This window comes from Providencia rettgeri (assembly GCF_013702265.1).
Lineage (GTDB): Bacteria > Pseudomonadota > Gammaproteobacteria > Enterobacterales > Enterobacteriaceae > Providencia > Providencia zhijiangensis.
Genome location: NZ_CP059348.1, coordinates 3,355,411 through 3,381,472, shown reverse-complemented (window position 1 = coordinate 3,381,472; position 26,062 = coordinate 3,355,411). Strand labels below are relative to the sequence as shown.

Here is a 26,062-nt window from a genome sequence, read left to right as displayed (position 1 = left end):
GTTTAATTTATTGCGCAGGCTTTACTTGCCCTTGCTTGAATTGCAGCCACGGCAATTCACGATAAATAACACAGTTATCATGCACACTTAGCGTACCAGATGCACCGTTAACACGGAATTGGCCACTGTGTTGCTGCAAGTTATCGTAGTTATTCGCCAGTGACCATGCATCAATACCCATCGCATACAGGCGGAACAGCGAATAATCGTTATTCACTTTGCCCTGAGCTTGTTTGCGTAAGTTGTTGTTTGCACCAGCAAGTAATGGAACTTCACTGAATTTCACGCCTTCCATTTCGAAACGATAATCGGCATTTGAGTTCCCTTGGTTACTGCGCGAACTGGCATATAAAGCAGGGCGTTGACGGGAACTGATTGCCATATCAATCATCGGTTTGACGAGGGTTAATTCATCGCGTGTTGCCACGATATAAACCGCATCAACACCGCCACTGGTTGGTGCCATCCCTTGGGTATCGACACTGATCGGGGTACCCGTCATGCGGATCCCTTGACCACGGTTGATTGATTCTTTTAAAGATGCAGTAGAACCGAATGTTTGCATCAGTGCAGTGCCACCGCCTTTTGCTTGCCACTCTTCGGCAAACGCTTTTGCGATGCGATCACCAAATGGGGATGCAGGCACTAACACTAACGGCATCTGCTTACCGTCTAATTTCATTTGGTTAGCGGCATTTTTCGCTTCATCTTCAGGGGATAAAGAGAAATAACATAAATTTGCACGCGGCTGTAATTGATTAGCGTCTAATTCATTCAGTGCCAGTACATTGACGGGTGCATTCATTTGAGCAATAGCTTGCACCTCTGATTTTAGTAGAGGTCCAACAATTAAGTTATACCCTTCAGAAGTGGCTTGAGCGACTAACTGAGGGATCGCTTTACCTTGGGTATCAAAGACTTTAACGCTTTGGGTATTGGTTGGCGTTGCATCAATGCGCACGCTGGATGCAGCAACTTCAGAATTGGCATTTTCATTAACCGTCGCAGCTACTTCTTGGTAAATCTGGTCTAGCACATCATTACCGGAGCTTTGTGGCGCAGTCGGTGCTGCGGCAGCTTGAGATGCAGGGCCTGAAGGTAAACCTTTTTGTGCATCAAGGAAGCCTTGCATGATGGCTTGACCAAAGACTTGCCCCTGTCCGCTCATCGGTAAAAATAGCGCAATACGTGGATTAGCACCGACTTTGGTGACGGTTCCTTGAACTAATGCGCTTGGCAGATTTTTGGCGCCCGGATTATGTGGGTAGCGAGTTTTCCAGTCTTCGATGCCAGTACGTAGTGCTTCTGGGTCATCTTTATTATTTTGGTAGATATCCAGAAGGTCGACCCAGCCCAGTAGAATATTTTCGTCAGCTTCGATTCCTTGAATCTGTTCTGGCTTCATCTGTGTTAACATCTGCCACAGAGAATCAATATTCGCTTGATGTTGTGCGGGATCGGTTAGCAGAGGTTCTTGGCTGATAAAAGCACGCAGGACATCCATTGATGGTTTGCCTTGAGCGGCATCGATAACGGACTGGTAATGGCTGGCATCAGAAACGCTAGGCTGCTGGGTTGTTGTCGAGGTTGTCGATGATTCGATTTGGCACCCTGTTAATGCCAACGTGGACAACATCGCAGTGCAGATTAATCTTTTTTTCAAATGCAAAAAAATTGAAGGACGCATACTGTATCCAATGGTGTATTTTTCAATTGCTTAATTTTAAACCGGCTATTCGGATGAAACAATGAATCAACCTAATCAAGCAGTGGTTATGGCATCTACGCTGTACATCGTGCCAACCCCAATTGGTAACATGGGAGATATCACGCAACGCGCGTTAGATGTGCTTAAACATGTTGACCTAATTGCTGCGGAAGACACAAGGCACTCAGGCATTCTCTTACAGAATTTTGCCATCAATGCGCGCATGTTTGCGCTACATGATCATAACGAGCAGCAAAAAGCAGATCAATTAATTAGCAAGCTTCAACAAGGGGATAGTATCGCATTAGTCTCGGATGCAGGTACACCTTTAATTAATGATCCTGGCTATCACTTAGTCAATCGCTGCCGTGAAGCAGGGATCCGCGTTGTCCCATTACCGGGCGCTTGTGCGGCCATCACCGCCTTGTCCGCAGCGGGTTTACCTTCAGACCGTTTCTGTTATGAAGGATTCTTACCTGCAAAAACTAAGGGACGCAAAGATGTTTTGCAATCCTTAGAACAAGAGACTCGAACACTTATTTTCTATGAATCCACTCATCGCTTGTTAGACAGTTTAGCAGACATGGTGGAAGTGTGGGGGCCAGAGCGCCGAGTAGTTTTAGCCCGTGAATTGACCAAAACCTGGGAGTCGATTGAAGGGCGCCCAGTTGGTGAATTACTTGAATGGGTAAAAGAAGACGAAAACCGTCATCGCGGTGAAATGGTACTCATTGTGGAAGGGTATAAGCCACAAACGGATGAATCGGCGATTACGCCAGATGTTATTCGTACGTTGGGTCTACTGCAAAAAGAGTTGCCACCGAAAAAAGCGGCCGCGATCACCGCAGAAATTTATGGTCTGAAGAAAAACCAGCTCTACAAATTAATGCTAGACCAGCAAGACGGCGAGTGATTTTTGTCCAAGTGCCCGTTTTGACGTAATTTGCCTGTCATTGAGTCTGTACAAGCTAGTGTAAAGTGCCTATAATTCGCCGCGGAGTTGGTCAGACAACCGCTGCTTTATCGTAGTCCCTTCGGGAGACGGGTAGAGGGGAGGAAAGTCCGGGCTCCATAGGGCAGGGTGCCAGATAACGTCTGGGAGGCGCGAGCCTACGACAAGTGCAACAGAGAGCAAACCGCCGATGGCCTGTTTACAGGATCAGGTAAGGGTGAAAGGGTGCGGTAAGAGCGCACCGCGCGACTGGCAACAGTTCGTGGCATGGTAAACTCCACCCGGAGCAAGACCAAATAGGGGTTCATATGGTGCGGCCCGCATTGAACTCGGGTAGGTTGCTGGAGCCAGTGCGCAAGTGCTGGCCTAGATGAATGGTTGTCCACGACAGAACCCGGCTTACCGACCAACTCCACAGATAAATAGAAAAGGTCTATAGCGTTCGCTATAGACCTTTTTTATTACTCGTCATATTTCGACCTGTAGGGGTGTTGGCTACTCTCAGCTACCCTAGTCACATACTTGTGTATGCTTCTAGGGATATCCTCGTTTGCCGCCTACCTACAAGCCGAACTATTTAGAGCTGTTTTTTTTCGTCATACTTCAAGTTGTGACTGCGTTGGCTTCACTCGTCAACCCTAGTCACATACTTGTGTATGCTCCTAGGGATTTCCTCATTTTGCCGCCTTGGCACACCTCGAATTATTTAGAAAAAATTTTTTCGTCATATTTAGTGGTGTAACGGCGTTAGCTTCACTCAAATTATTTAGAAAAAATCTGAGTTTATTATTTTTCATTGACTACCTTCTATTTACTTATCTTCCTATCAACACGCCATATCCACCGTCAACATCGCAAGGCAGTGATGCAAATCAATACGAGTGCTGGGGACTTAAATACAATAATGGTATTTGAAATGCATGTTAAAGAGATAGGCGGACATGGCAAAGAAACCCTCAGTACGATACCCACGTCGTCCGGGAACCGTTGGCGGAAAACTCCCTTGGAATGATTGGCGCAACGCCTCGACATGGCGGAAAGTCGTGCAAATCACGCTTTTGGCGATCAATATTTATATCGGCATTACCTTCTATTACTGGGTGCGCTATTACGAAACGGGCGGTGCGACGTTCCATCTTCCTCGTCCGGGAGGTATCGAAGGCTGGCTGCCTATAGCGGGGTTAATGAACTTAAAATACACCATTGAAACGGGTGGATTGCCTCCCATCCATGCGGCAGCAATGTTTCTCTTAGTTTCTTTTATTATCATTAGCTTACTGCTGAAAAAATCCTTTTGCTCGTGGCTGTGCCCGATAGGCACAATATCGGAATATATCGGGAAAATAGGGCAGAAACTGTTTCGTTTCCAAATCAACGTACCTAAATGGCTCGATATTCCCTTAAGAGGATTAAAATACCTACTGTTAGCTTTCTTCCTCTATATCTCGCTCTCCATGCCGGCGCAAATGATCCAATACTTTATGATGTCGCCTTATGGGATCATCATCGATGTCAAAATGCTGGATTTCTTTCGCTATATTAGTAGCGCCTCACTCATCACGGTTTCTGTTCTTGTCGTCGCTAGCCTGTTTATTCGTAACGCGTGGTGTCGTTATCTCTGCCCTTATGGTGCATTGCTAGGGATATTTTCTCTATTCTCACCCGTTAAAATTCGTCGTAATGTAGAAAGCTGCATTGATTGCGGAAAATGTGCCAAAAATTGCCCATCACGTATTCCTGTTGATCAATTAATCAATGTCAGAACAGTAGAATGTACGGGATGCATGACGTGCGTTGAATCTTGTCCAGTGGCGTCAACATTGACTTTCTCATTACAAGCGCCGACTAAAAAACGCCAAATTCCGTTATCGGGAATGATGATGGCCATTTTGACCCTAGGTATTTTATTCGCCACTATCGCGGTTGCGGCTTACCTAGGTGTTTGGGATAGCCCTGTACCGGATAACTACTGGTTTCATATCATACCGAATGCCAAAGGAATAGGTCATTGATTCAAAATTAAAAACTAAAAATGCCCCACGGCACAAAAGTGAGTGAGGCATTGGTTGCTTTGTCATGGTTATGGCGGTAAGTACTTTAACGTCTCGCTAATATTTATTTTCTTATGTGCAGCTTATTACCACATCAATTTACCGCGTTTTTAACCATGTTTAGCAATTGGCGGACATCCTCTGGGCGGGTATCACCAGTAGTTTTGTCGATAATAGAACTGTAAATATGCGGGATGATTTTCTTCACGCCAGCGTCGAGGGCGATTTGCAGGATCTCGGCGAAATTTTCTAAATCAATACCGCCCGTTGGCTCTAAAGAAAAATCAAACTTCGCGCAAGCTTCTACGATAGCTTTGTATTCCTCAATGTACTTCAAGCCCTGCATATTAAAGAACTTCACAGAATCTGCGCCCATATCTTTGAGCATCATAATGGCGGTTTCAATCGGCACGATACCATCGGGCGCTTGAGCACTTAATGGGCCTGTTGAAATTTTCACCATTCCCACTGTACCCGTTGGGGAAATCAACGCATTCACAAACGTTTCATTCTGACCCAGTAGCGCGCGGCTAATCGGTGCGCCCGTAAACACTTGATTCACATGCTGAGGTTGAACTTCTTTTGAAATCAGAGACACCATGGTGGACTGCTTAGGGTCGCCGGCACCTAAACCAACAGACAACGCATTATCCACTTCTTTGGCGTACACCTTCATATCCGCAATGGCACTTTCAAGATCAGGGTAATTCTTGGATAACACTCCAACAACCACAAAACTCTCCGCCGCGGCATAAATATCTTTTGCGTTTTGATGGCTCCCTGCTAGGACGTTCAGGCACACACGGTCATGGTAAAAATTTGGTGACAACTTCATGTTAAATTCCTTCTACTAGCGTACGAATTTGCTGCGAAATGACGTCAAGTTGCTCAGTACTGACGCTGCGAATATCGGCCTCAACCTTTCCTTCATTGGCTTTGTACTCACGAAAATAAATCGCGGTATTGCCTTGCTTCAGCTCATCCATGATTTGGTAAGTGGTTTTGCCAATCGCTTTTTCATCGAAACTGATCTCGGCTCTGGCGATATCACGCCCAGCGGCATCCCAAACAATACGGGCTGAAATACCGGCTATCGCATTTAAATCTTTAAGGAATTTATCCATACGGCTAACCATCTGTGCCCCAGTTTCTTTGGTGGCGGTGAGGTACTGCTCGATAGCCAGTGTTAAGCCCAAAATGCCTTCTTTACCCACTTTCATGGCTCGGCCAATACCTTGAGATTGGCGTTTAACCCATTCAACATACTGTTTTTTACCAACAACCAAGCCGCTGGTCGGCCCTTCAATTGCTTTGGCGCCACTGTAAATCACAAGGTCGCCACCCGCTTGGTAATAGGCAGTTAAATCTTCTTCCGCGGCCGCATCCACGATCAACGGAAGCTGGTGGGCATGCGCCACTTTGGCCGCTTCAGCCACGGTTAACATGCTCTTTTGTACCGTATGGTGGGATTTGATATACAAAATGGCGGCGGTTTGCGGGGTGATTTTTGCCGCTAGCTGCGCAGCACTACATTCATTCGCAAAACCGGCTTCAACCACTTTACCGCCACCTAACGTGACCATCGTGTCCACGGGAGCGCCAAAGTTCACGTTATGCCCTTTTGGCAAAATAATTTCGCGAGGAACGGATTTGCTGGAGGAGTGCAAGTTAAGCAGTAAATCCTCATCATCTTGCACAATCACCGCCGCCACCGCTTGAGCAATACCCGCAGAGGCGCAGGAAACCACAACCGCAGCTTCAACATTGAGCAGTTGAGCGATGTACTCCCCAGTTTTGTTTACTAAGTCTTTAATTTCAAAATAATGGTTCAGCCCATACGCTACGCGCTCGACCACTTCAGGTGTTGGGGTCGAAACGCCTAAAATAGTCATACGACCGGAGGCATTAATAACGTGTTTTAACTGATATTTTTCATAGATTGATTGCATGTTCAGATTCGCCTTGTGCAGGAATAATGTGCTTTCCACCAACGATGGCAGCAACAGGAACAAAACGATGGGTACCGATGCGATGCTCGCCGTCGGCATCCGTCAGCTCGGTTGCCTCTTCTTTGAGGTCAAATAGCGTGATGTCAGCATCAAAGCCTGGTCTTAAATAACCTTTAGCTGGAAGCGACAGTAAATCCGCGGCTTTCTCAGTGACACAGCGTAAAATTTGTTCGGCGCTAAAGCCCATACACAGGAATTTCGTCATCACGAATGCAAGGCTATAAACAGGGCCATTCACACGGTTACGGTGATAGATGTCTGAGCTGATAATGTCTGGATAGGTGCCAATTCGCATGGCTTGCTCTGCGACTTTGAAGCTAAAGCTTTCACCGCCGTGACCCACATCGAGGAGCACGCCACGGGCGAGGGCGCGGGCAATAGATGGTTTTAGGTAGCCATCATCCCCTAAAATTTTATTCGGTTTGCCATTAAAACAGTGGGTAATGATGTCCCCACGGGTGAGTAAGTCGGCGACTTCATCAATATTTGGCGGGTTATTTCCAATGTGTACCATTAATGGAAGATGGTGTTTTTTCTGCATCTCCTTGGCTTTAACCAAAGGCGCAATACCATTCTCACCAACTACACTTTTGCTCATACGCGCTTTCATGCCCACCACAAAGCCGGGATGGCGCTCAAGTGCGGCTTGAAAACTCGCATCGTCGATATTGTCCATGTTGGACAGCTCATTCTGAGCAATAATGCCAATGCGTGAAATATTTAGCAGAGAGAAGACATTAGTTTTGGATTGAGTGGTGAGCCGATAAAACCTGTCAATATCATCAGCGCCCACACTGCCCGCATCAACCAGTGAAGTGACACCGCCAGCGGCACCAGCGAGATCAGGTTCATCGAAGTAAATCGGCGACTCGGCAAAACAGTGGGCGTGAGAATCAATCCATCCAGCGCTAACATACAGCTTACCTTCAAGATCAATGATTTTCTCAGCGTGCTGATTGTGGGAAAGCTCAGGACCTGCAGCTTCGATTTTTCCGTCTTTGATTAGAATATCGATGATTGAACCATCGATACGTTTGCCCTGTTTGATTATTAAGGTGTACATAACGTCTCTCTTTGTTACCTCCTCCCAATTGGTATGGGGGGAGGAATGCTAATTAGGCGGCGAGTGGGAAGAAATACCCAAACAACATCGCACCTAAGATAGCGCCCCCGGCGACTGGTTTTTGCCATACATAGAAAATCAGTGAGCCAATTAGTGCGCCAATACCAATCGGAATAGACGCGGCCATTGCGGCAAGGATAATCAATGGACCCAAGAAACGACCTGACGTGTTACCTGCGCCCATCATGACGTCCGCACCAAATGTTGAGTTCGCTTGTGCAATGGTAAACTTACGGGCGAACACGATAATTAAGCCGATAAGTACCCCAAGGAATAAGCCAGTGATCAGGGAAATCCAGAAGTTGGTGACTAAAATATCCCAGCCTGCGGCTAAAAAGAGTGCGGGAACTCCTAAACCAATACCGGTTTGCAGTGCGCCACCGATATCTAAAATCCCCACTAATGACCCTTCGATAATCCGCGCAAACAGGAAGCTTGCACCGAAGGCGGCGACGGCACCGTAAACCCCTGTATCTAGCCCAGCGCGTAACATAGCGACGAAAGCCACTTCGTTAAATGCGCCGAACCCGTACACGACGTACATATGGGTACCTGCGAAGATCCCTGCAGATAACAGCCCAACAAAGATAGGGAAAGACCATTCCGCGTACCAAAAGTCTTGTTTATTGATTTCAGTTGTCATGATTATTTCCCGCTCAGCAGTCCGTGGACATATTCAAGCCACAGTGGTTTGTCTAAGTTGAAAGAGGTGATCATCTTCAGGTCAAACTCACGGAAGAAGCCACTGAGAACGAACAGCAGAACAACGGTGATCATCATGGTACGAGTGATACGGTTCCAGCCATTGTCATCTACGCCTTTACCAATCAAGATCCCTAACACTAAACCTGGGATAGCGTTACCCATGATTAATTGGGCGCAACCACCAAATAAGGTTGCCCAGAAACCGGAACGACGACCTGCGTCCATCGCGGCTAACCAGAAAATAACGGGCATCACGGTGTTAACCAGTAAGTTAGCAGCAGGAACCAGTACGTTGATCGCGGTGGTTTGTAGCGCGGCTGGTACCGCGGACGCCGTGGTATTTAAGAAGGCGACCACTAATGCCCCGATAATGGCACAGGCAATCGCCATTTTTTTCGGGTTATGCAGGGTATCTGCCACGCTGCGGTTTTTAGTTAATAGAGCAGCGGCACCCCAGTTAGGGATGATGCGGTGGTCAACGTCTTGGGTGAAGGCACCCGCAGCGACCGATGATGCCCATGCGTTGAAGAAGAATCCTAAACCGAACGAGAAGTGTGATGCGGGGTCGCCCTCACACGCGTTTAACTCACCAAGGGTACGGAATGCACCCATACCTTGAACGGTTGGCGCGTGGAACATACGTGCCGCCCCTGCGCCTAAACCAAAGCCGCAGAGACCGCCGATAATGAGGGACATGCCCAATATTTCTAAGAAAGATGCAGTTTCACTCATGGAATTTACTCCAGACCTGATTGCTTTTATTGTTCTGTAAATGGAATTTCGTTGACAGAAAGTAAGGTAACATCCAGCGAAACGTCGAGAACAACGCGAAAATGTTCACGTTTGCGTGGCAAAAAGAGAAAGAGAAACTTTTCTGTCCGCGAATGAGAGTGAGCACTAACAACCTCAACATCCTTGGGTTCTATCCGCAGAATGATGTCGGTGCTGTTCTTAAGTACGGTTTTTTGAATCGAATTTAAGGCGTCAGCAATCGCTTTTTGCTTTGTGTCGCCTTGCCCTGTCACCCGTACGGTCGTTTCGATAGATTTTTTCATTAAGCGTTGCCGTATTTTTTATTAAAAGCTTTAACTAAGCGCTCGCCTAACTCTTCCTTGTCCATAAAACCGAAACCTAAAACATTGCAACCTTCAGCAATCGCGGTTTCTCCCTCTTCAATCGAACGCATCCCATAACGCGCTTTGTAGCCATATTTGGTTTGAGCTGTAATGGCGCCTGCACCACCGCTACCACAGAATGAAATGCCAAGATCAGCTTGTTCTTGGTTCATCACATCCCCCAGTTTCATGTCAGCAGCGACACCGGGAACAACGATGGCTTTTCCGCCGGCAGCTTCAACGCCTGCAGCCACTTTTTGCCCTTTACCTAAACGATCGCCGATAACAATAACTATCTGTTTCATAAAATATTCTCCAAGACCGAATGCTAAAAATAGAGTGCTAAAAATAAGGTGCTAAAAATTAATCATTAGAACGGGCAACTTCAAAGTGAACGGAGAGCAAATAAGTCTCTTCTGGCGCAAGCCCTGGCAAGGTATCGACAACGCGTTGCGCTAATGCAATGGAGTGGTCCGAGATTTCATCAAACAAACTGATATCCACTTCCGGTAAGGCTTCACCGGTTTTGGCTCGAGCGACCATGGCACGTAGATGAGACTCCAGCATTTGTTGCTGTACATCCGTGGTATAGCAACCCTCCAGTTTGAGCCAGTCAGTAATCACTGCTAGCAGTTCTTGTGTGACCTGATGGATATCAAGGTCGTCTTCTAACATTTTGAAAACTACAACTGATTCATTCATAACTGTTTAAAATCCAAGGTAATATTTCAAATCAAATCACTTTTTTCTTCATGACTAATACCTTAATCGCTTCTTGAATAATTTTGCAGACAGGGAATTTCCAGTTCAAAGTGGAAATATTTTGGAAGTGAAACTGGAAGGGCGGCGGTTAATTTTCGATCTAAGAGGAAGCTAACTGGAAAAACTAACACATTAAGAGGGTGATTTGGGATGACTGGATAATGAGTAATATAATAAATTTATTATATTTCAACCTATTAAAGATATTTTGGAGATAGTGGAAATAGCTCTCAGGTTAATAAATAAAAGTGGAAATGAATTTGTGGAAATCTATATAGAGTGGAAATCTTCACTTCCACTTACGTTGGTTTATGCATGAAGTGGACAATTTGGACTAAAAATCATTTGGTGGAGTTGTGGTTAGGATCACGTAAATAGTCCTCACCTCCCTTTTTCCACAAGGAGGTGGAAATAAAAGGAAACTACAAAATTCGCGCGAGACTATCTTTGGCGATAGCTTGGAACTCATTGAAATTTTTGACATTCACAAGGCGGCGGGTGGTTTTCTCTTTGACGAAGGTGACAAATAAATCATAAATCGCCATCGCTTCTTCATAGTCAGTTTTGCTGATTGCCAATAAGAAAATCACATAGGCGTTCTCTTTGGTCTCTTTGTTCCACTCGATGCCTTGCGGGGCAAGGATGGTCGTTACCACGGTTTTATTGGCGAGTAACCCTAAAGAGTGAGGAAGGGCGATCCCTTCACCCAGCAATGTCGAGACAATGGATTCACGCTCTTGTAATGACGGATAAAAATCTGCGGTGACATAGCCTTCTAGTTGCAGTTTCTGGCAGACAGTTTTGAATAGCGTCTCTTGGCTAATTTTTTCATTGATAACCATAAAGAAACGTTCATCGAAGAAGCGCTCAATAATATAGGGACGGGTCTGATCCACCATCGCTAAGCGACCCACTTGTTCGAGCTGGTAGGGGGTTGGAAAGGGCGCAATTTTAATAACGGGTTTATTTTTCTCTGAGATCCGTACTGTGGTGATCACAAAGTCTTCTGCGACTTCATCCAACGATTCATACTCTTGCAGTGTTAGCCCTCGGCTAAATTTGAGCTGTGGAAATTCACGCATAATTTTGGATTCCACCACGCGAAAGGTGGAGTTACCTGCATCCGTGACCACTAACACTTCCGTCTGGCGTGCGGAGCCTGCCCCATAATTTCGTTCAAGGCTAACCCCAATGTGTACCGCTAAGTAACCCAGTTCATCTTCATTAATGGGATGTGGAAGCAGCTGCTTACTGGCACTGGTTAAGGCGCTTAACGTGACATCATAAGCAAACGGATAATACTGTTTAATGTCTGAAAGCAGCGGGTTTGGGGTGGAAATATGGTATTGAAGGCGAGTCATTAAGGCTGAAAGATGGGTATTCAGATCTTTCTTTAGCTTTTCATCATTCCGCAAATCATAGTTATACAACTCGTTGATATAATTTAAGATATATTCAGATAACTCATTGTGATGATTATGCTTCTGTGTTGATGCGTGTTGGTTACTGATACGCTGTGCGATGATTTGGTCGTGCAAAAAGCTCAATTCAGCTGGGGATAAATCATTGCCAAGGAAGTAAATTAGCCCTTTAGAAATTTCATCACAGGCTTGAGTAATGACTTCTTCTAATTCTTCGTTGTTGACGCTGGCAGTGAGTTCATGGCCGCGGGTAATACGTAAAATGGTGACGGCACAGTTAAATACAAGATAAAGATGGCCTTCATTGCTGATGCGAATATCAAAGCGATTCAAGCTGTTATGAACCACTTTATCAATGTAGGTTAAATCGAGATTATCCAGACTTTCCGGCGTGAATGTGGCGAGGTCGGGAGTGATTTGCTCGCTAAACTGCCGCCAGAGTGCTTCAGTCATGCAAGCACGAATAGCCCACTCGCTGCCATTTAAGCGGATCCCTTGATGGGGAATGCTTTCCAGTTGAACTTGATAGCGATGAAGATGTTCACGAACAGCTCCCATATCTTGCTGAATGGTACTGCGGCTAACAAACCACTCTTCGGCAATATCATCGAGCTTGACGGGTAGGGACAGCATTAGCAGCTTGAGCAATAGGGCATCAATACGCTCTTTGCTGGTGCGTGGGATTTGGCTGTTTTTATCATTAAGTTTGGTAAATGTAGAAAAAATCTCATCATTTTCGATTTTTAATCGATACCCCCGCCCGCGCTCATACACAATATGAGCGCTATGATCTTTAATTAATTCGTTGATTTCATTGATATCTGAGCGAATGGTGCGGGTGGAAACGGAAAACTGTTTCGCTAATTCATCTTGAGGGACAACCTCATTGAGGATCCGAGAGAAAATTTGATTGTGTCGCTGCAAAATGAATAAAGCCACAAGAACCCCTTTAAAATCAAAAAATAAAGTTCGGAGTTAAAAACTGATGGTTTTTTAACTGTCTTATGGCTGGACTCTAACACAGTGGTATCAGGATTGCGGAAATAGAAATGATGAAATTTGCGAATCTATTCGCAAATTTTGCGCGATCTACGGATTAAATTCACTTTTTCCGCCCCTGAATAGAATTAAAACGATTCACCTAAATCAATTAACAAACCTCTAAATGCTCGGTCGCTGGTGAGCGTTAGGGAATTTTCATCTTGGATAAATAAGCCATCGTTACAGCTCATTGATAAAGATTGCGATTCTTTCCCGCTAACCTGTAAACCACCATGAATGGATTGCAGGTAGGCACTTTTACCTCGTAATACGAGGGTTTTCGACTCATTAGGCTCAAGATAAATCTGGCTTATCCAAATTTTTTGGCGAAGTTGTAGGCTATCATCATCCCCATCGGGTGATGCGATAAGCTTGTTATCTTTCTCCGCTAATGCCAACTTTTGGGGAGGCATAGATTCCTGTTGTGGGCACGCATTTAGCCACAACTGAAGCCGTGTTAATGGTGTTGTCTCACTGATATTGTGTTCACTGTAGCTCAGGTCAGGACGAGGCGAAAAACTGACGCATTCCCCCGCTTTGGCACTGACGGTATTACCTACGTTATCGCGGTATTCAGCTTGACCTTGCAGGATGATGTTCACAATATCAACATGAGGATAAACTCTTGGTTGAAAAGCATTATCTGGCGCAAGCACTTCTTGATTTAGCACTTTTAGGGTTTTAAAGCCCATTAAGTCTGGATCAAAATAGTGACCAAACGAAAAAGTATAGCGTGCCTGTAACCAACCGTAGTCTGCTTTCCCACAATGGTTAACTGATCTTAATTTCATCATAATGGTTAACCCTCACTCAAAATATATAGCTAGTAATATATTGTTATAATAAATATCTGGACGTTGAATTGTTAGCCAGTTAATCTGTTTCCATCATTCAAATTTCCTGAAAGAGATACATCATGAGCAAAGAGAGAGCATTAACACTTGAGTCGTTAAGGGTGATGGATGCAATCGATAGGCGTGGCAGCTTCGCGGCAGCGGCGGAAGAGCTGGGTCGCGTTCCTTCGGCATTGAGCTATACCATGCAGAAGTTAGAAGAAGAACTTGATGTTATTTTGTTTGACCGTTCAGGACATCGAACTAAATTTACCAATGTGGGGCGCATGCTGTTAGAGCGTGGGCGGGTGTTACTTGAAGCCGCCGATAAACTCACCTCGGATGCGGAGGCGCTGGCTAAAGGTTGGGAAACTCACCTGACGATTGTGTGTGAAGCGCTGGTTCCGGCAGAGTCTTTATTCCCGCTGGTGGATAAACTGGCTGAGAAATCCGACACCCAACTCTCTTTAATTACTGAGGTGCTAGCAGGAGCATGGGAGCGACTCGAATCCGGGCGTGCGGATATTGTTATCGCACCAGATATGCATTTTCGTTCATCCTCTGAAATTAACTCCAAAGTGCTGTATACCCTGAACCATATTTATGTGGCAAGCCCAAACCATCCTATTCACCAAGAGCCCGAGCCGCTTTCTGAAACTACACGTGTGAAATACCGAGGTATTGCGGTGGCAGATACTGCCCGTGAGCGCCCGGTGATCACCGTGCAACTGCTGGATAAGCAGCAAAGATTGACGGTATCGAGCATCGAAGATAAGCGCAAGGCGCTGATTGCAGGGCTAGGGGTGGCGACAATGCCATATCCGCTGGTGGAGCAAGATATTAAGGAAGGGCGCCTGCAAGTGGTGGGGGCGGAGTTTAGTCATGAGTCGAATATGATTATGGCGTGGCGACGGGATAGCATGGGGGAGGCGAAGTCGTGGTGTCTCCGAGAAATCCCTAAATTATTTAGGGGGTGATCTCGTCATACTTTGCATTGTAGGGGTGTTGGTTGCTCTCGGCTACTCGAGTCACATACTTGTGTATGCTCCCCGAGATATCCTCGTTGACCGCCTACCTACAATACAAATTATTTAGAGATCGCTCGTAACCTATTCTTTAATTCTTTTTTAAAGCGAAAAGCGAAAAGCGAAAAGCGAAAATAAAAAGAAAGCAAAGATAAAAGCAAAAAAAAAAGCACCTCGGATGGGAGGTGCAAAGGCATTTAACTTATGGAAAAGGATGTTGACTTGAGGGTACTGTTGACTCCCTGCCTATAGGTCGCTATAGGCGAGGAGGTTGGAGCTCATTACCATTTTTTATTTAATAAATGGTCGATACTGAATTTGCCTGGGCCAGTCACTGCTAACAGAATGTAGCCGCCTGCAATGGTCATATTTTTCATAAACATCAAGCTGTTTGGCTCAACGCTGAAATTCGTGTGGAACAGCATTGCAGTTAAGAATGTGAACACAGCAGTGAAAATTGCGGTTGTACGTGTTAACAGACCGAATAACACCGCCAGACCACCACCTAACTCAAGTAAAATTGTCAGTGGCAGTAAAAAGCCTGGGACGCCCATTGCTTGCATATATTGCTGAGTGCCTTCATATGCCCCGCCTAATTTACCGTAACCTGCAACGATGAACAGAATTGGCATCATAATACGTGCTAATAAAATAGCTCCACTTTCTAAATTTTTCATTGAGTCTCTCCAGATAATACGGTCATTAAATATAAATAAAGTGCGATATATATCGCGTTATAAGCTAAGTTTCAGCACGAAAAGGCTAGAAATCTTGGATGTGCGTATCTTATTACTTAGCTCATTCAATAAAAAGCTAAGCTTATTAACAAAGATAGACAAAAAAATTGAATGTGTATAATTGGGTGCGAAAAAAAGTGCCAAAGGGAACTTTTATCTATCATATTGACAAATAATGATTATTTTTATCTTAAGGAGATGGGTTATTTCTGACTTGAACTGTTTAAGCTGCTTCTTAGGGTACGAATAAGTCCCCAAGTTGCAATGGCTTTCTTGCTCAGTGAAATAAATCGATTGGGGTGCTTTAAGGTAAAAATAGAGATAAGACCCGTCGCAGCGATAACAATTGGGCGAAAGGTCATCAGGGTTTGCCAAGCTCGGTCATAAGGAGCTGTGGCTTGTAGCCACTCTTTCTTACTGGCCGATAACTGGATGCGCTGCTGCTCAATATCAGAGATTAAGCGTGATTTTCTTTCTGCAAGTAACTGACGTTTACTTTTGCTCATCATCGGTTCCTGCCAGTGCTTTAGCGTCATTACGAAGTTGTTCACGGGTTGCGCTTAGCAGCGTGGACTGTTTCGCTTTTTTTAACGTCCAAATAGCAAAGATAATCGCGAGTAAAATCAGTGTTCCGGTCGTGATCGCGAAAGCTTGATAACGATAGACGGGATCCACAGACCAAAAAATAAGCCCGATAAGGCACATCAGACCAAATGCAGAAAATAGAAGAGTCAGCCCTGCGAGTAATAATAACTGAACAAGGTTGAGTTTCTCTTCTTCTAATTCTACTGCAATAAGTTGAATGCGGGTTTCAACCATATTAACGGTGATACCCGCAATTCTTTGCAGAGAATCTAGAACCCGCTTAGTGGGTCCTTGACGTGGCGACTGTTCCATAAGCGATGATTAGCGCTTGCTAAGTAGCATGCCTAAGACTACACCGACGGCTGCACCGATACCCACGCTTTTCCATGGATTTTCACGCACATAGCAATCTGCTTGGCCTGCAATTTCTTTGGTTTGCTCGGTAATTTTATCACTGGCTTGACCGAGTTTAGCTTTTGAAGAGGAGAGGGCTTCACGGGCTTTAGCCTTTAAGTTTTCGATCTCTTCTTTTGATTTATCTTGAGTACTATTCAGAATGGATTCGAGAGAGTCTGCGAGTGATTTAAGTTCAGCACGTAGATCTTCAGAAGAATGATTGGACGACATAGTAGAACCTCCTATCAATAGAAAAATAACGCAATACCTTAATAACGTATGACCTTAATAGCCGATGACATTAATAATAGTACAATAGCTTTTTTTAGCTTAAGTGCAATCACTAATTGGCATAGATTTCGAATTGAGATAGAGGAAAGCGGGAATCGCTAAATATTCCCGCTGTTCGATTTGATTCAGTGACGGCTATTTATTTGCGGGCGAATTTTTTCTTGATGACAACACCAATGCTGCCGATCAGACCCAAAATTAATAACCCAACTGGAATAAGCATCAAGACATTCATAATTTGATGCTCATATTGCTGGAAAATAGGGCTTTTACCGAATCCGTAGCCGATAGCGGTCAAAATTAGTACCCAAAGGAGCCCACTTAACCAGTTAAACAGTTGGAAACGCCCATTTTGCAAGCCTGCAAGCCCTGCGATGGTTGGTAGTAATGTTCTGACAAATGCAAGGAATCGACCAATCAGTAGCGCAGCTAAGCCGTGACGATGGAATAGCCCATAGGCACGCTGGTGATAGTGTTCGGGGAGGTGTGATAACCAGCCTTTGACAATTTTTGTATTACCTAGCCAGCGACCTTGGATATAACCCACCCAACAACCAATACTGGCGCCTGCAGTTAAAATCACTAAGGTTAATGGGTAGCTAAGAGCACCTTTTGCGATGAGTACGCCAACAAGGATCAGTAAACTATCACCGGGTAAGAATGCAGCTGGAAGCACGCCGTTCTCCAATAATAGGATCATGAACAGCATGAAATAAATCGACCATATCAACGATGGGTTAGATAAGGTTTCGTAATCTTGGTGCCAAAGGGCGAAAAAAAGTTCTCTAACTAATTCCATTAATGTTTCCTAAACGGCAATCACAGCAACAAACATGTTGTTGGGCAGAAATGGATTAAGTAAATGCCGGAAGAAAACGGCTGTTTCTTCGGGCTGTTAGTGTAAAACCCGATCACTTTAACAAAACAGAAAATAACTAAACAGTAAATTTTAAGCTTATTTTGAGAATTCATTTAAATTGCGGCTGATTTTTACATTTTAGGTTCTTAACCACTGCCTTTCTAAAATAACAAAAAATGGGAATGGCGCTGAATAAGAGGATTTAATCTGACTATTTACCAGTTTATTTACGTTTAGGTAACGAAAAATAGCATGAACATATTGGTAGCTAATCATTGCTTTTTAAGATTAATTACCTTATTGTGTGCGCATAGCAAAGGGGAGTAACTTCTTCTGTCGGATTATCGTCATTACGGTGCACACAATTGTACCCGGTAACCGAGCACCACAATTTCCTTATCTTAGGTTATCTGTGTTGTAAGTGAGACCTTGCCAGAAGGCGAGGTTTGCTCATCGTTTACAACCGTATAGTGATAACTTAGGGTGAAAACAGTTTAAGCGGCTGATGTCTTCTGGATATCAGCCGTTTTTTGTTTTTTAAAGGAATCAAAATGAACTCTGTTGGAAATCCCGTTTTATGGGGCAGCTTTGCTGTCATGATCCTTGTGATGTTACTCATCGATATGTTTTGGCAAGGAAAACATAAAGGTCAGGCGATGTCGATGAAGCAAGCTGCGGGCTGGAGCATCTTGTGGGTGACTCTATCGCTGATTTTTGCGGGCGGTCTGTGGTGGTACTTTAATGATACCGTTGGACCTGAAGTCGCGAACACGCAAACTATGGCGTTCTTAACCGGTTATCTGTTAGAAAAAGCCCTTGCCGTGGATAACGTGTTTGTTTGGTTAATGCTATTTGGTTACTTCGCTATTCCAGCAAACTTACAGCGTCGCGTACTTGTTTACGGGGTGCTTGGGGCTATCGTCCTGCGTACGATTATGATTTTTGCAGGTAGCTGGTTAGTCACGCAATTTAGCTGGATCCTCTATATTTTCGGTGCGTTCTTACTGTTTACGGGGATCAAAATGGCGTTTGCTAAAGAAGATGATTCACCGATAAATGAAAAGCCATTAGTTAAATGGGTGCGTTCACATTTACGGATGACCGATGAGTTACACGGAGAAAAGTTCTTTATTAAAAAGAATGGATTGCTGTTTGCTACCCCATTAATTTTGGTTCTGATCTTAGTGGAAATCAGCGATGTTATCTTTGCGGTAGACAGTATTCCCGCTATCTTTGCTGTGACCACTGACCCGTTTATCGTATTAACGTCTAACCTGTTTGCAATTTTAGGCTTACGTGCAATGTACTTCTTATTAGCGGGTGTTGCTGAGAAATTCTCAATGCTTAAGTACGGTTTAGCTATCATTTTAAGCTTTATCGGCGTGAAGATGTTGCTGATGGATATTTTCCATATTCCTACCGCGGTTTCGTTAGGTACCGTTGCTGCGATTTTAGCTCTGACACTGGTGATTAACACCATCGTGAATAAGCGCAATGAAGCAAAAAAATTGATTAACGAATAATCTTTTTCCTAATTAGAAAAACTCCCATAAGTTCATCATGACTTTGGGAGTTTTTTTATATCTAATGATTTATAGGCGTAAAGATGAGGAGGTTCTGTGCAACAAGTCATGCGGGTCTTACGAAAACTCTATAAATACGAAAATAGCCAATATGATGGAGAACGAGCTGTTTCCAATTACTCATTAGATTTGTTATCTGACAAAGAACGTACACTTTTAAACGATACTCGATGGCAAGCTAATCAGATTGAATGTTTTACAGACCATCAAGATATTATGAATAAGCTCCACAGCTTAAAGCATGAAAGTGCATTAACCCGCCAGCGCTGTTTGGATGCTTTTGTTGCTGGTGTAGGGGGGAGTTATTTGCGGGGACGTTCGGTCTTAGGGGCTTATCATCAGTTGAATACTTTACCCGAACATGAATATATAGAAAAACCGCAGTATGCTTGTTGCTGGATCTGTAGCAGCTATAACAAACATATTTGTATTAATGATAGCTACTTTCAATACTGCTTATATTACGGAAATTCTTATACCGGAAATCCAAGCTATGCGTATTTGAATTTACGACATTTATTGAATGTTGATGCTGTAAAGCCTACCGATGAAGACAAAAAAGTCTTTAATCAACTATTAGATTTATTACGTAATGCGCCTGAAGATGAAACTCCTGGAAAATTTGAAAAGCGTTTATCTGAGGCAAAATTAATTAAAGGTGATAAATACACATTACGCGGGATATTGCATTCACTCGCATTGATTGGCGTTATTCCGAATACTTTTATCTCTTTGTCTCTTGATAGTTGGCACGATTTTGGTGATATAACTAGCGCAGAAAATCAACTTAACAATACGAAAGGGCGTTCTGATATGGAAATGCCTTGGGCCGGTTGGAAAGGAAATTTAAAAGTAGACGAGGCAAAAATAGCAGATTATTTTGGTGGCTATTTAATCAATCGTTAAATCTTACTCGCAGTAATCCATACAATTTTAAAAAACACCTTGGATTTATCTGAGGTGTTTTTTTATTTTAACTATCTGAAAATCCTCACTCATTTTCTATGTCCTCTGTTTCCTATAAGAAACAAAACTCTATTGCGATCACAGATATGTAAAATTAATGTTAACTGTAATCAATCATTGTGTATATTTTGAATAATAGCCTTTTCAGGAGATTAATATTCCTTATACTGGCTCGGCAAACACATTTAATTCCTAAAAAAGATAAATTATAAAGGTCTATTATGGATACAAATAAAGCAGGGTTATGGCGAGTAATTAGTCAAGGTAGTTTGGTCAAACAAATCCTAGCAGGCTTGATTGCAGGTATCTTATTGGCATGGTTATGGCCGTCGGCAGCAAAAAACGTAGGCTTACTGGGTGATCTGTTCGTTAGTGCGTTAAAAGCCGTTGCCCCAATACTTGTTTGGGTGTTGGTTATGGCGTCCATTGCTAACCATCGCCAAGGGCAAAAAACCAGTATTCGCCCAATTTTAGTACTGTATATTTTAGGGACATTCTTCGCGGCTGTTGTGGCGGTGATTGGCTCATTTATGTTTCCATCCAGCTTGATTTTAGCTGTCGGCGATACTCAACTGACGCCTCCGGGTAATATTGCCGAAGTGCTTAAAGGCTTACTGATTAATATTTTCGCTAACCCAGTCGATGCACTGCTCAAAGGGAATTATATCGGTATCTTGGCATGGGCGATTGGTTTAGGCATTGCATTGCGTCATGCCAATGAAACCACCAAAACCATGATCCACGATTTTTCGTTAAGCGTGACTCAGCTGGTTCGTGTGGTCATTCGTTTAGCGCCATTAGGTATTTTCGGTTTAGTGTCTTCAACAATTGCAACAACCGGTTTTGAAACCTTAAAAGGCTATTTCCACGTATTGGCGGTATTACTGGGCTGTATGATCATCGTAGCATTAGTGGTTAACCCACTGATTGTTTACTGGAAAATTAAACGTAACCCATACCCACTAGTGTTCGCTTGCTTACGTGAAAGCGGTGTCACAGCCTTCTTTACTCGTAGCTCCGCAGCTAACATTCCGGTGAACATGGGGATGTGTCGCCGTATGAATCTGCACGAAGACACCTATTCTGTTTCTATCCCGCTAGGTGCAACCATTAACATGGGCGGTGCTGCGGTAACCATCACCGTATTAACACTGGCAGCGGTGCATACTCTGGGGATCCCTGTTGATATCCCGACGGCGCTGTTATTAAGCGTGGTTGCGGCGGTTTGTGCGTGTGGCGCATCTGGCGTGGCAGGCGGTTCATTATTACTGATCCCACTGGCATGTAATATGTTTGGTATTTCGAACGAAGTAGCGATGCAAGTGGTTGCAGTGGGCGTGATGATTGGCGTACTGCAAGACTCTGCGGAAACTGCACTGAACTCTTCAACGGACGTGCTTTTCACTGCGGCGGTATGTTTATCGGAAGACGATAAACTGGCTCAAGCGGATGCTGAGTTATCTCAAACTCAAGACTAAGCTGACAAACCCATCAGGTTTGGAAATGGCTCTTTTGGGTTGTAAAACTAACAAGGAAAATCAATTTATTGATTTTCGCCTGATAACACAAAGAGGGAAAAACCACGCTTTTATCCCTCTTTGTCATTAACCTAAACCCGCTGAATTAGCGGGTTTTTTTATGGGACAGTAAAACTTACAACTGATAAGCCACTTTCATGCCTTGTTCAATGGCACGGCGGGCATCTAACTCGGCAGCCACATCTGCCCCTCCAATCACATGAGGGTGAATGCCAATTTCTTCTAGTTGCTCTTTCAGTGGGCGATAAGGTTCTTGCCCAGCACAAAGGATGACATTATCAACGGCAAGGCAGATATTTTCATCTTGATAGCGAATATGCAGCCCATCATCATCCACATTCATATATTCGACACCATTAAACATTTGGACGCCGCGCTTCATTAATGACAAGCGATGTACCCATCCCGTCGTTTTTCCAAGCCCAGCACCGACTTTGCTGTTTTTACGCTGCAATAAATAGAGGTGGCGAGGTGTTGGTTCTAACTGTTTTTTCGTCGGGAGAAGCCCGCCTCGAGTGGTGATGGCGGTATCAATATTCCATTCATGGTTAAATTTATTATCATCTAAACTGCTGCTGATCCCTTGTTGGGTCAGAAGTTCCGCAACATCAAACCCAATCCCTCCGGCACCAATAATAGCTACGTTTTTACCGACATTATCGGGTTGTTTTAAAGCCTCAATATAGGACATCACTTTGCGATGATCAGCGCCAGCTAGGTTGATAGCGCGGGGGATAACGCCCGTGGCGATAATGACTTCATCAAATTGCGTTAAATCGCTGGCTTGCGCAAGCTGCTCGAGTCTAACATCCACATTGAGCAGTTGCAGTTGGCGAGAAAAATAACGCAAAGTTTCATAAAACTCTTCCTTGCCAGGGATCTGTTTAGCGAGATTAAATTGCCCACCAATTTGGTTACTGCGTTCAAATAGCGTGACTTGATGGCCTCGTTTGGCGGCATAGATTGCACAAGAAAGTCCCGCTGGACCCGCGCCGACAATCGCCACTTTTTTAGGTTTATCTGCTAATTCATTGGGATAGTCCATCTCGCGTACTGCTTGTGGATTGACCAAGCAGCCAGCCAGTTTGCCATTAAAAATCTGGTCAAGGCAGGCTTGATTGCAGCCAATACAGGTGTTTATTTCATCAAAGCGACCATCTTGGGCTTTCAACACAAACGCTTCATCGGCAAGGAAAGGGCGCGCCATGGACACCATATCAGCTTGACCGCTAGCAATGATTTGCTCCGCCACAAACGGGTCATTGATGCGGTTGGTGGTAATTAGCGGAATATTCACCTTACCTATTAATTTTTCCGTCACCCAACTGAAGGCTTTGCGGGGAACCAACGTCGCAATGGTCGGTACACGGGCTTCATGCCAGCCGATCCCCGTATTGATCATGGTGGCTCCCGCACTTTCAATCTCTTTAGCCAATAGCTCGATTTCATCCCACGTTGATCCTCCTTCGACAAGATCAAGCATGGATAAACGATAGATAATAATGAAATTTTTCCCAACCGTTTGGCGAATGCGTTTAACGATTTCTAGCGGAAAACGGATACGATTTTGGTAGCTTCCACCCCATTCATCAGTTCGATGATTGGTGCGGGATGTAATAAATTGATTGATTAAATAACCTTCCGATCCCATCACTTCGACCCCATCGTAGCCCGCTTGCTGGGCAAGTTTAGCGGTGTTCACGAAGTCATCGATGGTTCTCTGGACGTCATCGGCAGTTAATTCGCGAGGGGGAAATGGGGTAATTTCGGATTTAATCGCGCTAGGTGCCACCAACGCTGGGTGCAGGGCATAACGACCTGCGTGCAAGATCTGCAACGCAATTTTGCCATCCGCCTGATGCACCGCATCGGTGATTTGCTGATGAAATGGCAATTGGTTTTGATGATTCAATATAGCGCCATGAGATGCTAAAGCCCCTTCAGGGTTCGGGGCTATCCCGCCAGTAATAATCAGGCTGACCCCATTCTCTGCACGAAGTCGGTAAAAGTGGGCAAGGCGCTGGCTTCCTTGAGGATGCTCTTCTAAGCCGGTGTGCATTGAACCCATCAAAATACGGTTTTTAAGAACGGTATGCCCCAAATCAAGTGGGGTAAAAAGATGTGGAAAATTGCTCATATTGGCTCCCATTTGGGACTATTAATAACAGGTCAGATGAGTTAACTGTAGCCTAATGGACAATTGAATTAAGAATAATGTTAAAAAATTGTGATTTTTATCATATGTTTTACGAGGAATAATTAAACTTACAGTACTATTTCTTTTGTTTTATTTTTCTGTCATAAAAAATGGTTACAACAAAGAAGAATGGTTATTTACATCATAATTTGATGGTTTTTCACTCCACACAACCGAGTTATTCAGGAAATACGCCGATGAAAGAGATTTGCCAAGCTGTCACCTTAGAAGGCAACCATGTTCGATTAGAACCATTAACCCATCACCATGATGCTGTTTATGCTGAGATTATTGAACGAGATAAGCTGCATCACCTGTGGTATACCTCGGTACCTGAACCGGAAAATGTCGCGAAAGATGTCGACATGCGCCTTGCGCGTTTTGAGCAAAAAGAGATGGTGCCATTCGCGATTATTGACAAGCGGACAGGCAAAGCCGTTGGTATGACGTCGTATATGCGAATCGATCAAGGGGTTCGCCGTGTAGAAATCGGGGCGACATGGTATGGGACGGAAGCGCAGCGCACACCGATCAACACAGAAGCTAAATACTTGTTATTAAAACATGCGTTTGAAGAATTAGAATGTGTTGCCGTGGAGCTAAGAACGCACTTTTTAAATCATCAAAGCCGTAAAGCGATTGAGCGTTTAGGGGCAAAACTCGATGGGATTTTACGTAACCATATGCTAACTCGTACGGGTGAGCTACGAGATACCTGCGTTTATAGCATCTTAAATAATGAGTGGCCGGCAGTGCGTCGCCACTTGGAATGGCAGATGACAAAGCCTCGCTAAGTTAAAAAAATAGCCCACGGGATGTGGGCTATATGATTAATGTTTGATTAAATCATTTAATTATAAATATTCGTGCATTGGTTTGGTCATATACACGTTATTTGGCATTTTTTCCGTGGTGGTGTAGCCCGCAGGGCTGTTGATCAGCGCTGGGATACGGTTAACCAAGTTTGCGCAGGTTAATTCCACGGTTGCAGGGTTATTCACTTCAATCGCCGTATCTGGCTCACCAATTAGCTGCCAGCTGTTTTTGTCGCACTCATCCACCGTTAAAATTTTACCGATACATTCCGTTTCTAAGGTGACGCCTTCCGCTGTTTCAGTGATTACCACCGCAGACAATCCTAATACATCGCCTTTTTTCACCGTCATTTTTAAGGTGTCTGAATAGATATCTTCTTTGGCAATTTGCGGTACGCAGCGCTGAGTTTGATTGGTAATAGTCAGACCTAAACGGCTGCACAGCCAACCATTTTGTGTCCACATATATGGTGGCGCATATTCCCCGCTCTCAATTTTCTCAGCGATAACTGCGTATGGCAGGTCGTTATAGTTACCAATTTGCTGATTGAATTCGTCGACGGTTAAGCCTGCACCGTGACCTTTTGCCAGCGCGATGCCGTAATCTTCCACGTTGTAGCAGCTAGAGCCTTTGATTTTGACCAGTTTGTGCATAGAACCTGCCAAGGTATCGATAAGCACGCCCCAGAACATATCTGGGTATCCGCTGCCCGCTAAAGTGCAGTTATTCGCTTTCGCTAAAGCATCGAGTTTTTCAGTGATTTCAGGGGAAGAGTTCCACGGATAAAGAGCTTCTTCACCCGTTGAGATTGCATTCACGCCATGTCGAGCGAAGAGGGAGAATGCATCTTCTAAGTCGGCCATGGTGCTGAGGGTAGCAATAATTCCCACGTCGGGTTTTAAGGTTTCTAGGGCTTTATCGGCTTCATTCAGAGGCTGGATTTTCACACCAGTTAGCGCCGTGCCTGCGATTTCACCAATGTCTTTGCCAATCACGGCAGGGTTGATATCAAAAGCCGCCACAACTTCAGCACCGTGTTCTTGTAGGTAACGGATGAGAAATTTGCCCATCTTTCCACAACCATATTGAACTGCACGTACTTTTTTCATCATTATCGTCCTATAACTATTTGTCTAATATCATCATGTTCTATATGAAGTATAAAATTATTGTTTTATATCAATCAATTGAACAAAGAATGCTTAATAAATTAGAATGGGAAAACTCAATCTTTACGCCCGATTATTTACTATAGGGTAGTTGTTAACGCAGGTTTGTTCATAAATGGCGTTCTAATAAAGAATGGAATCCTAGATTAAAATCCGATAATTAAGATGGGAATGATGGCT

The 26,062-nt window shown here is 44.2% G+C and carries 25 protein-coding genes and 1 other RNA gene; 8 read left to right on the top strand and 18 right to left on the bottom strand.

From position 1 onward, the window contains the following. Positions 1-7: 7 nt before the first annotated feature. Positions 8-1,687 carry a penicillin-binding protein activator gene (locus H0913_RS15495; protein ID WP_181477563.1) on the bottom strand — a complete coding sequence of 560 codons (1,680 nt, stop codon included), beginning with the start codon at positions 1,685-1,687 and terminating at the stop codon, positions 8-10. Positions 1,688-1,748: 61 nt separating this feature from the next. On the opposite strand from H0913_RS15495, the gene rsmI reads away from it, so the two are divergent. The 3 genes from rsmI (at position 1,749) to H0913_RS15480 (ending at position 4,672) form a co-directional block, all read left to right on the top strand. Beyond that, entirely contained in the window at positions 1,749-2,621 is an 873-nt protein-coding gene (gene rsmI / locus H0913_RS15490; RefSeq protein WP_036956141.1) for a 16S rRNA (cytidine(1402)-2'-O)-methyltransferase, read from the top strand. A gap of 83 nt (positions 2,622-2,704) precedes the next feature. Continuing rightward, positions 2,705-3,078: RNase P RNA component class A (gene rnpB, locus H0913_RS15485), an RNA gene on the top strand. Between the two features lie 523 nt (positions 3,079-3,601). Further along, positions 3,602-4,672 (top strand): 4Fe-4S binding protein, encoded by a 1,071-nt coding sequence (locus H0913_RS15480; protein ID WP_154603432.1) that lies wholly within the window; start codon positions 3,602-3,604, stop codon positions 4,670-4,672. Between the two features lie 133 nt (positions 4,673-4,805). Here the strand turns inward: H0913_RS15480 and dagF are convergent, their stop codons facing one another. From dagF to H0913_RS15430, 10 genes are all read right to left on the bottom strand, one after another. Continuing rightward, a complete protein-coding gene (gene dagF, locus H0913_RS15475) occupies positions 4,806-5,546 on the bottom strand; it encodes a 2-dehydro-3-deoxy-phosphogluconate aldolase (protein WP_181477562.1) in 741 nt (246 codons plus the stop codon). A gap of 1 nt (position 5,547) precedes the next feature. Beyond that, a complete protein-coding gene (locus H0913_RS15470; RefSeq protein ID WP_181477561.1) occupies positions 5,548-6,660 on the bottom strand; it encodes a DgaE family pyridoxal phosphate-dependent ammonia lyase in 1,113 nt (370 codons plus the stop codon). After that, positions 6,644-7,783 carry an amidohydrolase/deacetylase family metallohydrolase gene (locus H0913_RS15465; protein ID WP_181477560.1) on the bottom strand — a complete coding sequence of 380 codons (1,140 nt, stop codon included), beginning with the start codon at positions 7,781-7,783 and terminating at the stop codon, positions 6,644-6,646. Before H0913_RS15465 ends, H0913_RS15470 begins: the two co-directional genes overlap by 17 nt. 52 nt (positions 7,784-7,835) lie before the next feature. After that, complete coding sequence (locus H0913_RS15460; RefSeq protein WP_036956154.1) at positions 7,836-8,486, bottom strand: DUF4310 family protein; 651 nt, start codon at positions 8,484-8,486, stop codon at positions 7,836-7,838. Positions 8,487-8,488: 2 nt separating this feature from the next. Further along, positions 8,489-9,280 (bottom strand): DUF4311 domain-containing protein, encoded by a 792-nt coding sequence (locus H0913_RS15455; protein WP_004258184.1) that lies wholly within the window; start codon positions 9,278-9,280, stop codon positions 8,489-8,491. A 26-nt stretch (positions 9,281-9,306) separates the two neighbouring features. Continuing rightward, positions 9,307-9,603, bottom strand: a complete 297-nt coding sequence (locus tag H0913_RS15450) for a DUF4312 family protein (protein ID WP_006659132.1) — start codon at positions 9,601-9,603, stop codon at positions 9,307-9,309. Beyond that, positions 9,603-9,968 (bottom strand): SFCGS family glycine-rich protein, encoded by a 366-nt coding sequence (locus H0913_RS15445; RefSeq protein ID WP_036956157.1) that lies wholly within the window; start codon positions 9,966-9,968, stop codon positions 9,603-9,605. The genes H0913_RS15450 and H0913_RS15445 overlap by 1 nt, the downstream gene beginning before the upstream one ends. A 58-nt stretch (positions 9,969-10,026) precedes the next feature. Next, positions 10,027-10,365, bottom strand: coding sequence for a transcriptional antiterminator (locus H0913_RS15440; RefSeq protein ID WP_154603428.1), 339 nt, complete (start codon positions 10,363-10,365; stop codon positions 10,027-10,029). 482 nt (positions 10,366-10,847) lie between these two features. Continuing rightward, positions 10,848-12,785 (bottom strand): BglG family transcription antiterminator, encoded by a 1,938-nt coding sequence (locus H0913_RS15435; RefSeq protein ID WP_181477559.1) that lies wholly within the window; start codon positions 12,783-12,785, stop codon positions 10,848-10,850. Positions 12,786-12,973: 188 nt separating this feature from the next. Then, positions 12,974-13,681 (bottom strand): pirin family protein, encoded by a 708-nt coding sequence (locus tag H0913_RS15430; protein ID WP_181477558.1) that lies wholly within the window; start codon positions 13,679-13,681, stop codon positions 12,974-12,976. Between the two features lie 122 nt (positions 13,682-13,803). On the opposite strand from H0913_RS15430, the gene H0913_RS15425 reads away from it, so the two are divergent. After that, positions 13,804-14,697, top strand: coding sequence for a LysR family transcriptional regulator (locus H0913_RS15425; RefSeq protein WP_154599776.1), 894 nt, complete (start codon positions 13,804-13,806; stop codon positions 14,695-14,697). 329 nt (positions 14,698-15,026) lie between these two features. Here H0913_RS15425 and H0913_RS15420 read toward each other — a convergent pair whose 3' ends face one another. From H0913_RS15420 to H0913_RS15400, 5 genes are all read right to left on the bottom strand, one after another. Then, entirely contained in the window at positions 15,027-15,422 is a 396-nt protein-coding gene (locus H0913_RS15420) for a DoxX family protein (RefSeq protein WP_132496578.1), read from the bottom strand. A 263-nt stretch (positions 15,423-15,685) separates the two neighbouring features. Next, positions 15,686-15,991, bottom strand: a complete 306-nt coding sequence (locus H0913_RS15415; RefSeq protein ID WP_181477557.1) for a YqjK-like family protein — start codon at positions 15,989-15,991, stop codon at positions 15,686-15,688. Next, complete coding sequence (locus H0913_RS15410; protein WP_181477556.1) at positions 15,975-16,379, bottom strand: phage holin family protein; 405 nt, start codon at positions 16,377-16,379, stop codon at positions 15,975-15,977. The genes H0913_RS15415 and H0913_RS15410 overlap by 17 nt, the downstream gene beginning before the upstream one ends. Before the next feature lie 9 nt (positions 16,380-16,388). Then, positions 16,389-16,694: a DUF883 family protein gene (locus tag H0913_RS15405; RefSeq protein ID WP_154603424.1), complete on the bottom strand. Its 306-nt coding sequence runs from the start codon at positions 16,692-16,694 to the stop codon at positions 16,389-16,391. A 199-nt stretch (positions 16,695-16,893) separates the two neighbouring features. Further along, complete coding sequence (locus tag H0913_RS15400; protein WP_154603423.1) at positions 16,894-17,553, bottom strand: DedA family protein; 660 nt, start codon at positions 17,551-17,553, stop codon at positions 16,894-16,896. A 611-nt stretch (positions 17,554-18,164) separates the two neighbouring features. Between H0913_RS15400 and H0913_RS15395 the strand changes: the two genes are divergently transcribed. From H0913_RS15395 to sstT, 3 genes are all read left to right on the top strand, one after another. Continuing rightward, complete coding sequence (locus H0913_RS15395; protein WP_154638786.1) at positions 18,165-19,136, top strand: TerC family protein; 972 nt, start codon at positions 18,165-18,167, stop codon at positions 19,134-19,136. A gap of 96 nt (positions 19,137-19,232) precedes the next feature. Next, positions 19,233-20,102, top strand: coding sequence for a hypothetical protein (locus tag H0913_RS15390; RefSeq protein ID WP_232368796.1), 870 nt, complete (start codon positions 19,233-19,235; stop codon positions 20,100-20,102). A gap of 281 nt (positions 20,103-20,383) precedes the next feature. After that, positions 20,384-21,640: a serine/threonine transporter SstT gene (sstT, locus tag H0913_RS15385; RefSeq protein ID WP_181477555.1), complete on the top strand. Its 1,257-nt coding sequence runs from the start codon at positions 20,384-20,386 to the stop codon at positions 21,638-21,640. A 175-nt stretch (positions 21,641-21,815) separates the two neighbouring features. On the opposite strand, the gene H0913_RS15380 is transcribed toward sstT, so the two are convergent. Beyond that, positions 21,816-23,837: an NADPH-dependent 2,4-dienoyl-CoA reductase gene (locus tag H0913_RS15380; protein ID WP_181477554.1), complete on the bottom strand. Its 2,022-nt coding sequence runs from the start codon at positions 23,835-23,837 to the stop codon at positions 21,816-21,818. A gap of 257 nt (positions 23,838-24,094) precedes the next feature. Between H0913_RS15380 and H0913_RS15375 the strand changes: the two genes are divergently transcribed. After that, positions 24,095-24,691, top strand: a complete 597-nt coding sequence (locus H0913_RS15375; protein WP_154627718.1) for a GNAT family N-acetyltransferase — start codon at positions 24,095-24,097, stop codon at positions 24,689-24,691. Positions 24,692-24,751: 60 nt separating this feature from the next. Here H0913_RS15375 and H0913_RS15370 read toward each other — a convergent pair whose 3' ends face one another. Then, positions 24,752-25,825, bottom strand: coding sequence for a dihydrodipicolinate reductase (locus tag H0913_RS15370; RefSeq protein ID WP_181477553.1), 1,074 nt, complete (start codon positions 25,823-25,825; stop codon positions 24,752-24,754). Positions 25,826-26,062: the final 237 nt, after the last annotated feature.